General features: G+C 35.5%; 10 protein-coding genes. 4 read left to right on the forward strand and 6 right to left on the reverse strand.

What is annotated here, in order from left to right:
• Positions 1-22: 22 nt before the first annotated feature.
• The 3 genes from IEV50_RS02425 (at position 23) to IEV50_RS02435 (ending at position 5,298) form a co-directional block, all read left to right on the forward strand.
• Entirely contained in the window at positions 23-3,205 is a 3,183-nt protein-coding gene (locus tag IEV50_RS02425; RefSeq protein ID WP_188411643.1) for a TonB-dependent receptor, read from the forward strand.
• A 104-nt stretch (positions 3,206-3,309) separates the two neighbouring features.
• Positions 3,310-5,064, forward strand: coding sequence for an ABC transporter ATP-binding protein (locus tag IEV50_RS02430; RefSeq protein WP_188411644.1), 1,755 nt, complete (start codon positions 3,310-3,312; stop codon positions 5,062-5,064).
• 15 nt (positions 5,065-5,079) lie between these two features.
• Positions 5,080-5,298, forward strand: coding sequence for a PLDc N-terminal domain-containing protein (locus IEV50_RS02435; RefSeq protein WP_188411645.1), 219 nt, complete (start codon positions 5,080-5,082; stop codon positions 5,296-5,298).
• A gap of 398 nt (positions 5,299-5,696) precedes the next feature.
• Here the strand turns inward: IEV50_RS02435 and IEV50_RS02440 are convergent, their stop codons facing one another.
• From IEV50_RS02440 to IEV50_RS02460, 6 genes are all read right to left on the reverse strand, one after another.
• Positions 5,697-6,980, reverse strand: a complete 1,284-nt coding sequence (locus tag IEV50_RS02440) for an MFS transporter (protein ID WP_188411646.1) — start codon at positions 6,978-6,980, stop codon at positions 5,697-5,699.
• A 90-nt stretch (positions 6,981-7,070) separates the two neighbouring features.
• Positions 7,071-9,176, reverse strand: a complete 2,106-nt coding sequence (recG, locus tag IEV50_RS02445) for an ATP-dependent DNA helicase RecG (RefSeq protein WP_188411869.1) — start codon at positions 9,174-9,176, stop codon at positions 7,071-7,073.
• Positions 9,169-10,083: an EamA family transporter gene (locus tag IEV50_RS02450; RefSeq protein ID WP_188411647.1), complete on the reverse strand. Its 915-nt coding sequence runs from the start codon at positions 10,081-10,083 to the stop codon at positions 9,169-9,171. Before IEV50_RS02450 ends, recG begins: the two co-directional genes overlap by 8 nt.
• A 2-nt stretch (positions 10,084-10,085) precedes the next feature.
• Complete coding sequence (locus IEV50_RS02455) at positions 10,086-10,466, reverse strand: RidA family protein (protein ID WP_188411648.1); 381 nt, start codon at positions 10,464-10,466, stop codon at positions 10,086-10,088.
• 12 nt (positions 10,467-10,478) lie between these two features.
• A complete protein-coding gene (locus tag IEV50_RS19795; RefSeq protein WP_308785468.1) occupies positions 10,479-10,616 on the reverse strand; it encodes a DUF6728 family protein in 138 nt (45 codons plus the stop codon).
• 101 nt (positions 10,617-10,717) lie between these two features.
• Positions 10,718-12,082 (reverse strand): OmpA family protein, encoded by a 1,365-nt coding sequence (locus IEV50_RS02460; RefSeq protein WP_188411649.1) that lies wholly within the window; start codon positions 12,080-12,082, stop codon positions 10,718-10,720.
• A gap of 175 nt (positions 12,083-12,257) precedes the next feature.
• On the opposite strand from IEV50_RS02460, the gene IEV50_RS02465 reads away from it, so the two are divergent.
• Positions 12,258-13,547 (forward strand): aminopeptidase P family protein, encoded by a 1,290-nt coding sequence (locus tag IEV50_RS02465; protein ID WP_188411650.1) that lies wholly within the window; start codon positions 12,258-12,260, stop codon positions 13,545-13,547.
• Positions 13,548-13,581: the final 34 nt, after the last annotated feature.

Here is a 13,581-nt window from a genome sequence, read left to right on the forward strand (position 1 = left end):
ACCATAAAATCAGAAACTAATTATGGTCAAAAATTTACTATTCGCAGTATTAATGCTGTGTTTTTGCGTTTCTAGTTCCCTAAAAGCACAAACTACGCAAGCATCCATTTCAGGTATCGTAACCGATGAACAAAAGAAACCAGTCCCTGGTGCTTCCGTTCAAGTAAGAAACAATTCCACCGGTTTTACAACCAGAACATCAACTAATGCCCAAGGTGAGTACACTTTTAAGGAACTTCCTTTAGGTGGGCCTTATTCAATCAAAGCGCAATTTATTGGGTTTGGTGAGCAAACCAGAAGTGGCTATATGTTAAACCTTGGCGATGCTGTAATGGTAGCTATCAACATGCAGGAAGCATCTCAAAATCTTGGCGATGTGGAAATTAATGGGTCTTCATTGAGAAATAAAGTTCAACAATTTGGTGCATCAACTGAGATTTCATCTAAAACAATGAATTTATTACCTGTTAATGGACGTAACTTTTCTAGTTTAACAGATTTATCACCATTATCCGGCCCTGGTGGTATTTCTGGTCAGTTAGGTTCATCTACCAACTTTACCATCGATGGTATGACGGCAAAAAACCCTACATCAGCTGGTAGTACAACCAGCCGAAGTGGTGCTCCATATTCCATATCGATAGAAAGTGTACGAGAGTTTAAAGTTGTAACCAACCAATACGATGTTAGCTTAGGTCGCTCAGGTGGTGGAACAATTAGTGCTGTAACCAAATCTGGTACAAATGAAATAACAGGAAGTGCATTTGCTTACAACCGTGCCGATTTTTTAGCCAGTAAATATGATATTAGAGGAAATCCAAGAGTTAATGATTTTTCTACTTACCAATACGGTTTTAGCTTAGGTGGCCCAATCATTAAAGATAAATTACACTATTTTGCAGCCTGGGATCATCAAAGAGACTCTCGTCCATTAATTATTGCCGATATTAATTCACCAGCTGATGTAGCTCGTTTTAATATTACTAATAATACATTAAATGATTTTTTAGCTGTTGCAAGAAACAAATACGGAGTTGCCAACACACAACAGTTTGGTTCTTTTGCTAAGAAAAGAGGTACAGATGCTGGATTTCTTCGTTTAGATTGGCAAATTAATGATAAAAATTTATTAACAGTTAGAGATAATTATACCAACGATAGAAACCCATTAGGTTTAGCAGATAATACTGCGATTAACTTCTATGAAAGTTATGGTAATGATAAAAACGTTGATAACAGTTTGTTAGCCACATTACGCTCTACAATTAGCAGCAAAGTTACTAATGAATTAAAAGTGCAACACTTGTATACTTACCAAGCCAGCACTCAAAACGATGAATTAGGTTTAGCCATTCCGAGAGCTGTAGTTTCTAATTTAGAATCTATCTCGCCAACGGGAGGTATATTAGCCACTTCAGTTCAAATTGGCGGGCATCGTTTTGGGCAAGAGGGATTTACCAATAACGTTTTTCAGTTGGTAGATAATATCTATTATAATACAGACAAAATTAAATATACATTTGGTATAGATGTTATGTACACCCATGCCAAATCATTATATGGTAGCGAGGTAAATGGACGCTTTACATTTAACAGATCTGGTACCGCTGCAGCAGGAAACCAGCAAACCTCTTTACAAAATTTTAATAACCTAATACCAATAAGCTATTATAGAGAAGTACCTTTAGTTGCCGATCCAAGTGTAGTTGGTAAATTATGGAATACTGCAATTTATGGCCAAATGCAAACTAAATTGGGTAAAGGTTTAGATTTTACAGGTGGTTTACGCTTAGATTATAGTAAATACCCAACATCGCCACTTAATCAACAACTGTTTGATGCCATTGGTGTAAGAACAGATCATGAATTAAAGCAATTTTTAATTCAACCTCGTATCCAATTTAACTGGGATGTTAATGAAAATCATACCGATTACGTTCGTTTAGGAGCAGGTATTTTTGGATCCGACGTGAACAATTACGTAACCATTAACAATTTAACATTTGATGGTAAACACTTAGCTACAGTAGATGTTACTGGTACAGGAGTACCAACTCCAAACTTTATTGGTTACAGAAATGGAACCGCAACAGCACCAACTTTACCAGCATTGCAAATTCCTACCATAAATACTTATGCTGATGATGCTAAAGTACCAGTAGTTTATAAAGCCAACTTATCATATAACAAACTAATAAATGATAAAATACGAATAGGTATTACTGGTTATGCAACCTTGGCACGTAACAACTATATGTATGTTGATAGAAATATGGTTGCCAATCCTTTCTTCACATTATCAAATGAAGGAAATAGAGGTGTATATGTACCGGCAAATACAATTATTGCTGGTAACGGTACTACAGATTGGAAAACAGGCCGTTTAACTAATGCTTTTGGTAGAGTATTAGAATTGAACAGTAAGGGAAAAGTAAATCAATTTGCTGTTGTGGTAGATGGTACGTGGAGATACTTTAAAGATGGAGAAATTACAGCAAGCTTTACTTGGAATGATGCGAGAGATAACACATCTTATAACGGTAATGTGGCCAACTCAGCTACACTATCATTGCCTGTTGTAGATGACCCAAGAAACTTAAGTAAAATGACTTATTCAAATGGTCAATTCAGAAACAAAGTAGTAGTTTATGGAACATTGCCATCATTTTATGGTATTAAAGCTGGTATTCGTTATTCAGGTATTGGTGGTACTAGATATAGTTTACTATCTGGTGGCAACACCAATGGCGATTTTGTAGCAACAAACGATTTGGCTTACATCTTTAGTACATCAAATACTAATGTACCAGCAGCGCTTAGAACTGCTTTACAAACACTATTGGCGAATGGTGATGCAAGCCAAAGTTTAAAAGATTATATTACCAAATATGAAGGTACGTTTGCAGAACGTAATGGTGGTATAAATAGCTTTTATGGTACAGTTGATTTAAGATTAGCATATCAGTTTAAATTTGGACCACATAAAAAACAAAGCTTAGAAATTTCTGGTGATTTGTTTAACGTAGCTAACTTATTTAAGAAAACCTGGGGTACATCAGAAACTTTAGGCACGCAAGCACTTTATGCAGTTACTAGTTTTGATACCGCAAGTTCTAACTACAACTACCGTTTAAACAATACAGGAATTGTAACTCCATCGGGTAATCCTTGGCAGGCACAAATTGGTTTGAGATACGGATTTTAACATCGAAAGTTACATCTGTATCTTTCTAAAAAGTCATAAAAAAGGGGAATGGATTTTTATCCGTTCCCTTTTTTTATGTTTGCATTAACAAACAACAAAACTTAATGGGATTATTATTAGACTACCTGAAAAACCACAAGTGGATTGTGGCCTTGGCGTTATTGCTTGCAGGTGTAAATATTGGCTTTTCTTTAATGGATCCTTACTTTACCGGTAGGATTCTAGATTTATACATTAATAAACGAGCATCATTCACAAGCAAAAGCACATACATCTGGGGCGCATTAGGTTTCATTGGCTTGGCCATTGGTGCTGCAATGATTTCGCGTATTGCAAAAAACTTTCAGGATTATTTTACCAGCGTTATCGTTCAAAAGGTTGGTGCAAAAATGTATGCTGATGGTTTGCAGCATTCGTTAAAATTACCTTATCAGGTTTTTGAAGACCAACGAAGTGGCGAAACCTTAGGCATTTTACAAAAAGTTAGATTAGATTCTGAAAAGTTCATCACCTCGTTTATTAGTGTACTTTTTGTAAGCTTAATCGGGATGGTTTTCGTAATCGTTTACTCCGTTTCCATCAGCTATAAAGTAACGTTAGTTTATTTCGCAGCAATTCCGATTATCAGTTTTGTAAGCTGGTTTTTAAGTAGAAAAATTAAAACTATCCAACGCTCTATCGTTGGCGAAACAACTGCGCTTGCAGGTTCAACAACCGAATCTTTAAGAAATATCGAATTAGTAAAGAGCTTAGGCCTGGCCGATCAGGAAATTGAACGACTAAACAAAACGACTTACAAAATTTTAGGTTTAGAGCTTAAAAAAGTAAAATATGTTCGAAGCATGAGCTTTGTTCAGGGCACAACCGTTAACCTGGTTAGAAGCTCGATGATTGTAGTGTTATTACTTTTAATTTTTGATAATACCATTTCTCCCGGACAATACTTCTCGTTCTTATTTTATTCATTTTTTCTTTTTGGTCCACTGCAAGAATTGGGTAATGTAATTCTAGCCTGGAGAGAGGCTGAAGTATCTTTGGCGAATTTCAAAAAGATTTTAAGTACACCTATTGATAAAAAACCTGCCAACCCGATATCAATTAAGAAAATTAAAGAACTCGCTTTTAAGGATGTTAGTTTTAAGCACTTAACGGCGAATAGAAATGCACTACAAAACATTTCCTTCGATACACATAACGGACAAACCATTGCTTTCGTTGGTCCATCGGGTTCCGGAAAATCTACTTTAGTAAAGCTTTTAGTTGGCTTATATCCTGCAAGAGATGGCGAAATACTATACAATGGTACGCCAAGTAACGATATTGATTTAGACGCCTTACGCGAAAAAATTGGTTTTGTAACTCAAGATACCCAACTATTTTCAGGAACAATTAGAGAAAATTTGCTGTTCGTTAACCCAACTGCAACCGATGAAGAATGTTATAAGGTATTGAATCAGGCGGCTTGCCAAACTTTATTAGCTAGAGCCGATAAAGGTTTAGATTCGTTAATTGGCGAAGGTGGTGTTAAAGTTTCGGGTGGCGAAAAACAACGCTTATCCATCGCAAGGGCATTGTTACGCCAACCAGATATTTTAGTTTTTGATGAGGCTACTTCATCTTTAGATTCTATTACAGAAGAAGAAATAACCAAAACAATCAGATCAGTTTCTGATTTGACAGATCACATTACAATTTTAATTGCGCACCGCTTATCAACCATTAAGCATGCCGATGTAATTTACGTTTTGGAAAAAGGATACATAATTGAACAGGGCACTCATGAAGGACTAATAGCACAAAATGGTTTATATCAGGCCATGTGGCGCCAACAAATCGGCGAGAGAATTGTTGAAGCTTAATAAATCTTCATCGCAATGGTATTAGCACAAGTAGAAAGCAGCAATCAAATTGCAATTATTATAATTATCGCAGCCATCCTTTGGTTAGCCCTTATAATAATTGCATTGTATCATATTTCAAAAAATGCATCAATGGCATTTCCAGTAAAAGTAATTTGGTTTATAATCATTTTACTAGCACCATTTATAGGTTCATTGGTGTATCTCGTTTGGGGGAGAAATAAAAGTTTTTAATTTTTTTGCCTTAATGGATTGCATTGAAGATTTGGAAAGCAATGCCAGAAATATTTCGGTCCGTTTCTGCCCCGTTATTCCTCCAAGCGCTATGAAAAATAGCGGCTTTCCGTACTACCGGGTTTAGTTTGCAAGGTATTTCGCTTTTTTTAACGTTTTGAAAGGGCAAACGTAAATAATTATACTGAACTGTGTTAATTAAACCTGACTGTACAAAAATACTTTTTGTTGCAAGAACACTTCATTCTTATTGCAGAAATTACCCAAAAAGATTGTAGGGAAGGCAGGATTGACATTAATCTGGCTACTGTAACTGCTTTTCAAATAATTCCATATAACTAACCTTTCGCTAGAAAATTTACCTTTTAATCTGTGATAATTAATTATCAGATACACAACTAAATCTTACTCGTATGATCATTGATATCCTGCAAACTTAATTTAGTAAGTGATTTTGTTTTAAACCAGGTAATAAAAGCAATTCCAATGGTCATACTACCACCAAATACCACAGCAGGAACGGTGCGCATAAGTTTTGCCGTTAAGCCCGATTCGAATGCACCAATTTCATTCGATGAACCGATAAACATACTATTTACTGCAGAAACCCTTCCCCTCATTTCATCAGGTGTGAGCAATTGCATAATTGTGGAACGGATGATTACGCTCACGCTATCAAAAGAACCTTCTAGGAAAAGGAAAAATAGTGTTAAGTAAAAACTTTTTGATAGCCCGTAACAGATAATACTCAATCCAAAACCGGTTACTGCAATCAACAGATTTCGCCAAGGCTTATTCATTGGTGAAAATCTGGTCATGGCTAGCATCGTAATTACAGAACCTGCAGAAGCTGCAGCTCTCATAAAGCCTAAACCCTCCGGACCAACCTTTAAAATATCGTTTGCAAAAACCGGAAGCAAGGCAACCGCTCCTCCAAAAAATACTGAGAATAAATCCAAACTCATTGCCCAAACCATCATTTTGGTTTTAAACACAAATTGAATTCCTTCAGTTAAACTTTTTACAATTCCTTCTTTAGGTATAAAAGATGGCGGATGAACATTCAGAAAAAAAATACAAATCAGTGCGATAAAAATAAAGGTGATGATAACGACATAGGTTACGGTTATCCCAAAGAAACCATAAATTAATCCTCCGGCTGCAGGCCCCAAAATGGAAGCCATTTGCCAACTGGAACTGCTCCAGGTGCTTGCATTTGGATACAATTCTTTAGGTAAAATTTGCGCCATAAGTGAAAAAGTTGCCGGTCCGAAAAAACCTCTTGCTAAACCAATGCCGAAAACCATCGAGTACATAATTGGCACAATGTATCCAACCGGTACATAACGATGCATATACGTGGTGGTTACCGCCAACATAATTAATGAGCACAGGAAAACACCAGAAAATATTTTTAATAGTAAGCCTCTTTTTTCACTTTTATCTGCAATGTAGCCACCATACAAAGCAATTGTAATGGCAGGAATGGCTTCACAAAGACCAATTAAACCAAGTGCCAATGGGTCTTTCGTTAAATGATATATATAAATACCAAGTACAACAGCTTGCATTTGGTAAGCAAACGTAAAGAAAAAGCGCATGCCGAGGTAAGACCTAAATTCTTTATAACGCAATGCTGCGTATGGGTCGGGCTTGGTTAAAATGGATTTAGAATCTGCCAATGATGTGTGTTTTTAATGCAAAACTAAGCTTTGAAAAACAAATAATAGAAAGGAATAATAAATTTGTACAATAGTTACTACAAAATGATATTACGATATTTTATCGAAAGAAATTCCTCTTTCCAATTTTTGCAAATGCCCTTTAAGTGAAGAATTTTCTGGTTTTTCCAATTGCGGGTCAGTTTCAAAAAGTTCGATAACAGTATTCCTGGCTTCGGATAATATAATCTGGTCTTTAGCTAAATCAGCCAGTTTTAAATCCAGCACACCACTTTGCTGTGTCCCGGTAATATCTCCCGGACCTCTAAGTTGCAAATCGATTTCAGATATTTCGAAACCATTATTGGTTCTAACCATCGTTTCCAAACGAACTTTTCCTTCTTTACTTAGTTTATTACCGCTCATTAAAATACAAAATGAATGGTCAGACCCTCGACCAACCCTTCCACGTAACTGGTGTAATTGCGAAAGACCAAATCGCTCAGCATTTTCGATAACCATAACTGATGCATTGGGCACATTTACACCGACTTCAATTACGGTTGTAGCCACCATAATTTGGCTTTTACCATCAATGAATTGTTGCATTTCAAACTGCTTATCAGCATTTGGCATTTGCCCGTGCACGATGCTAATTTGATAATCTGGTCTTGGAAATTGATAACTTAATTGTTCAACACCAGCTTCGAGGTGTAGCAAATCTAACTTTTCACTTTCTTTGATTAACGGATAAACGATGTAAACTTGTCGCCCTTTTGCAATTTCCTGCTTCATAAAACCGAACATCCGTAATCTTTGTCCTTCGAAAAGATGCCTGGTTTCAATCGGTTTTCTACCAGCAGGCAATTCATCAATTACAGACACATCCAAATCTCCATAGAGCGTCATGGCTAAAGTTCTGGGTATTGGAGTAGCAGTCATCACCAAAATATGCGGTGGAATTATATTTTTTCGCCACAACTTCGACCTTTGTTCAACGCCGAAACGATGTTGCTCATCTATAACAACTAAACCTAAATTTTTAAATTGAACTTTATCTTCGATTAAAGCATGTGTACCAATTAAAACATCAATCTCACCAGATTCTAATTGCTCGTGTAAAATTGCTCTTTCTCTCTTTTTTGTGCTTCCGGTTAGTATGGCAACCTTCACCAAATCATCAGTTACCAATTCGGTAATGGAAGCATAGTGCTGGCGAGCTAAAATTTCTGTTGGCGCCATCATACAAGCCTGGTAGCCATTATCATTGGCCAAAAGCATACTCATGAGCGCAACAGCTGTCTTTCCGCTTCCCACATCACCTTGCACCAATCTATTCATTTGTACACCACGTTGCGTATCAATCCGAATTTCTTTAACAACACGTTTTTGTGCATTTGTTAATTCAAAAGGCAAAAACTCTTTGTAAAAACGATTAACCTTATTGCCAACAATATCAAACTTTACGCCTTTAAATTTTAACTGGCGCAGTTGTTTATTGTGTAGCAATTGCAATTGTATAAAAAATAATTCTTCGAATTTCAATCGCCGCTCAGCTGCATTTAAATCTTGTTGATTTTTGGGAAAATGAATGTTTAGTAAAGCGGTTTTTTTATCACAAAGCTGATACTTACTTAAAATGTACTTAGGCAAATTTTCTTCTACCTGTGGAATAACCTGATCCAGTAATCCTGCAATAATCCTCTGTAATCCTTTAGAATCTAAGGTGAATTTTTTAAGTTTCTCGGTAGAATTATAAACTGGCTGCAAGGTTAAATTTCCTCTGCCTGCAGTTTTATTATGATAAAGTTCCATTTCAGGATGAGAAATGCTAAACGTCCCATTAAATAATGATGGTTTCCCAAATGCAACATAAGCAACGCCAACCGTGATATTATCTTCCACCCATTTTAAACTCTGAAACCAAACCAGTTCCATAATTCCGGTATCATCTTTAAAAACCGCTACAATCCGCTTCGTCCTTTTCTCACCAACAACCTTCTTACTAATTACTCTTCCAATAATCTGGATGTATTGCGAATCAAGATTTATCTCATTTATTTTAAAATATTTGGTTCTGTCGATATATCTGAAAGGATAATATGATAAAAGATCTTGATATGTGAACAGACTAAGATCTTTTTTTAAAACATCAGCACGATTTGGGCCAATGCCTTTTATAAACTCAACGGGGGTATTTAATATCGAGTTATACAATGTGGTTACTGTTTCTTGTAAAAACACTTTTAAGCAATTGCAAATTAAAAATAAAAATCGATAACAGTAAAAGCAAGTAGGCAAATAACTGGTGGATATCAATTTTCTCTTTAAAATAGAAAAATGCAACGGCAAAAGCAACTATCGGATTAAGGTATATTAAAATTCCTAAAGCAGATGATGGCATTCCAACCAGCGCATAAGAATTTAAAAATAAAGGAATGATTGTAAAAACAATGGCAATTAAAAAAATGTGCCACCAAAAAAAACTTTCAGTTGGAAAAGAATTACTACTTAACAAATACATTGGCAGCATTATTAATCCTGATAAGATTAACTGAACACCCAGGAAATTAAATTTATCTACATTTTGGATAACCTTAAGCGTAATTACATAAAGTGCGTAAAATGAAGCAATAATAACTGCCCAAATTACTTCGTGCAGAGAGCCTGTAGCCAATAAGATTATACTTATAAATGCAATTACTATCGCGATTACTTTAGTTTTAGTTAGGCGTTCTTTTAGGATAAGAAAACCACATAATGCGGTAAGCAGTGGACAAACCATGTAAGCAAATGCAGCCGCTTTTAGGCTTACACTATTTACAGCATAAATGTATGTAAACCAGTTGCCAGTGATTAGTAATGCAGAAAAAACAGTTAATAATAAAAGTTTTATCTTTCTTTTTGATGTAAGCAATTTAACGTAGCTTATATCTTTTTTAAGTGCATCTTTTCTAAACAAAAGGATGGTTGTCCACACCATTAGGATAGAAATAAATATTCTATAATATAAAATCTCCTGAGGTGGAAAATATTTTATACTTCGAAGCGGGATAGACATTGTTCCCCAGATGATATACGGAATAATGCCAGCAAGAAAGTATTTGCTTTTGCTTGCTGCCAAAATTATTTTACTATAGCAATAACAGAAATTTCTACATTAACATTTTTAGGCAAAACAGAAACTTGTACGGTTTCGCGAGCAGGAAAATCAGCAGTAAAATATTGACCATAAATTTCGTTAACCTGAGCAAATGTGCCCATATCACTCAAGAAGATTGTCGATTTAACAACATTATCAAATGTTAAACCAGCCTCTAACAATACCGCTTTAAGGTTACGCATTACCTGATGTGTTTCTTCTTCAATATTACTGATATTCAATTCTCCATTTTCTGGATTGATAGCAACCTGACCCGACACAAATAAAAAGTTTCCAGCTTGTACCGCCTGGCTATATGGCCCTATTGGAGCAGGAGCATTTGTTGTTGTAATTATTTTTTTCATAAAGATATGTTATTATTTAGCAAGCCATTGAATGAGCTTATATATAATGCCGGCAAGAAATACAGAAATTGCCAATGCATTTATAAAGTGCATAATTTTTAGATTTATATTATCTGGCCTGTTTGGATCTTTTTTCCTGAAGAAGTACATAATACAAACTTAGGTAAAAAGCACAATAGGAAAAACTAAAAGGCATAAAAAAAAGTCCCGATTTTCATCGGGACTTTTTTATTAAACTTTATATCGAAATACTAGTTTCTAGCAGTTTCAACACGACGGTTTTCGATACGACCTTCTTCAGTATCATTAGAAGCAATTGGATTAGCTTCGCCATTACCTTTAGTAGCAACTTGACTAGCGTTAACACCAGAGTTTACTAAGTAAGTTTTAACAGAATTTGCTCTGTCTTTAGATAATTTCAAGTTATATGCAGCAGTACCTTCGCTTGAAGCATAACCATTTACAGTTACTTTACCACCGTTTTCACGTAACACTGAAGATAATTTATCTAAAGTAGGATAAGATTCAGTTTTTAAAACTGATGAGTTAAAATCGAAACCGATTTTTTCGAAACCAGTTACATTTGAAGTACTATCAACTGGAGCAGTCATTTTTGGAAGAGGACAACCTGAACCATCAACAGCAGTACCAGCAGGAGTTCCTGGGCATTTATCGAATTGATCAGCAACACCGTCACCATCAGTATCTTTTTTCAAATCTTCAACAGATTTTTCAACAGCAGATACACGATTTTTCAAAGCTTCAACTTCTTGACGTAAAGTTGGATCTTTTAAATCATCATACATTGTAGCTAATGGATTAGTCCATTCTAAGCTAGGTTTAGCAGAAGAACCTAAAGAGAACTCTAAACCAGCATAACCGTAAGAGAATTTATCTTTAGTAGTTCCTTGAGCATAGATACCATCAAAGTTATCAGCATCAACAAAGTTCATAGTGTAACCTAAATTAAAGTTAACACGTTCAGAAACTTTGAATTTAACACCAACACCAACTGGGATATACATGCCTTTTACATAATCTTTAGCTTCATGCTTATCGCCTGCAGGACCTGTAGCATTACCTTTCCAATCAACAACAGTACCATTTGTGTAAGTTACTTTTGGAGCATAAGCCATATAACCAGCACCAGCAGTAACGAAGAAACCTACTGCATTCTCACGACGTAAGAAATCGATAGAACCAACATTTACAACACCACGTAAATCTACAGCATATTGTAATTCAGTTTCAAATTCTCTAGCAGTTGCGCTTCCAGGAGCGATTGGACCAGTAGTAGCATCGTTAGAACCTGATACTTTACCACGTAAGCCATTTAATTCTAAAGCGAATGAGTGACCTAATTGTTTACGGATATTTAAACCGTAACCTAAGTTAACATCCCATTTGTTGAAGTCATTAGAACCACCAATAGCAACAACTGGCGCTAAAACACCAGCGTTAACACCGATAGACCAAGTTCTGTACTGTCCTCTTCCACCAAAAACTTTGGTAGAAGAAGTCGTTGCAGGCGCATCCTGAGCAACAGCAAGAGTAGCAACTCCTGTTAATGCTACTAAGGAAAGTGCAACACTTTTCTTTAAAGTAGAATAATTCATAATCTTTTTTTTCTTTTTAAGGGTTAAACAATTTTGATTGAATAATTTTTTTGTAACGGCAAAATTAAACAAAATATTAATTTTTTCAAACATTTATACAAACTCCGTTCCAAACTTCTTTAGAATTAATCATTTTCTTACATTTGGCCGTCACTTGTTTTACCTTATAATAGTTATGAAATACCCACAAATCAATCAGGATTTATTCATTTTAAATAGAAAAAATTTTGTTAACCACTTAAAAAACAATTCATTGGCCCTATTTCAGTCAAGTGATGAATTCCCAAGAAGTGGCGATCAGAACTTTATTTTCAAGCAAAATCCAGATTTATTTTATTTATCAGGAATCGATCAGGAACAAACTATTTTGCTTTTATACCCAGATTGTCCTAATCCAATGTATAGACAAGTCCTGTTTTTAAGACAGACAAACGATTATATAAAAGTTTGGGAGGGATATAAATATACCAAAGAACAAGCAAAAGCAGCTTCTGGAATAGAAGCCATTTATTGGTTGGAAGATTTTGATAATATTTTGCACAGTATTGTTCATTATGCTGATAATATCTACTTAAATACAAATGAAAACGATCGCTACGCACATACTGTGCCTTACCGCGACATTCGGTTTATCGAACAAATGCGTTCGAAATATCCACTGCACCATTATGAACGTTCAGCACCAATAATGCGTGAATTAAGGGCCTTAAAATCAGAAATCGAAATTGAATTAACAAAAAAAGCATGTGGAATAACCTGTGATGCTTTTAAAAGAGTTTTAAAATTTACAAAACCCGGCGTTAAAGAATATGAAATTGAGGCAGAAATTATTCACGAATTTATTCGCCAGGGCGGAACAGGGCATGCCTACACGCCAATTATTGCTTCGGGGCATAATGCAAATATCCTCCATTATAATGATAATAATCAGGAATGTAAAGCTGGAGATGTAATTTTATTCGACTTCGGAGCAGAATATGCCAACTATAATGCAGATATGAGCAGATCGATTCCTGTTAGCGGCAGATTTACCAAAAGGCAAAAAGATGTTTACAATGCAGTATTGCATGTAATGAAAACGGCTACTAAATTAATTGTTTCTGGAACGGTGTGGAATACTTATCATGAAGCGGTTGGAGAAATTATGACGGAGCAACTAATAAACCTTGGTTTAATTTCATCTGCAGATGTTAAAAACCAAAATCCTGCATGGCCGGCTTATAAAAAGTATTTTATGCATGGTACTTCTCATCATCTAGGAATAGACGTTCATGATTTTGCCGGGCGATATACACCATTCGCAGCTGGAAATATTTTAACGGTTGAACCTGGAATTTACATACCGGAAGAAGGTTTAGGCATAAGGTTAGAGAACAATATCTTGATTACATCAACAGGAAATATAGATTTAATGGCAGATATACCATTGGAGACAGAGGAAATTGAAGACCTAATGAACGGATAGTCTGTTTGCATTTGACAGTTTTCAGTTAATAACG

Source organism: Pedobacter mendelii (assembly GCF_014635725.1).
GTDB classification, from domain to species: Bacteria; Bacteroidota; Bacteroidia; order Sphingobacteriales; family Sphingobacteriaceae; genus Pedobacter; species Pedobacter mendelii.

Coding starts and splice junctions, on each gene's coding strand:
- IEV50_RS02425 (WP_188411643.1), top strand. CDS start 23: ATGGTCAAAAATTTACTATTCGCAGTATTAATGCTGTGTTTTTGCGTT.
- IEV50_RS02430 (WP_188411644.1), top strand. CDS start 3,310: ATGGGATTATTATTAGACTACCTGAAAAACCACAAGTGGATTGTGGCC.
- IEV50_RS02435 (WP_188411645.1), top strand. CDS start 5,080: ATGGTATTAGCACAAGTAGAAAGCAGCAATCAAATTGCAATTATTATA.
- IEV50_RS02455 (WP_188411648.1), bottom strand. CDS start 10,466: ATGAAAAAAATAATTACAACAACAAATGCTCCTGCTCCAATAGGGCCA.
- IEV50_RS19795 (WP_308785468.1), bottom strand. CDS start 10,616: ATGTACTTCTTCAGGAAAAAAGATCCAAACAGGCCAGATAATATAAAT.
- IEV50_RS02460 (WP_188411649.1), bottom strand. CDS start 12,082: ATGAATTATTCTACTTTAAAGAAAAGTGTTGCACTTTCCTTAGTAGCA.
- IEV50_RS02465 (WP_188411650.1), top strand. CDS start 12,258: ATGAAATACCCACAAATCAATCAGGATTTATTCATTTTAAATAGAAAA.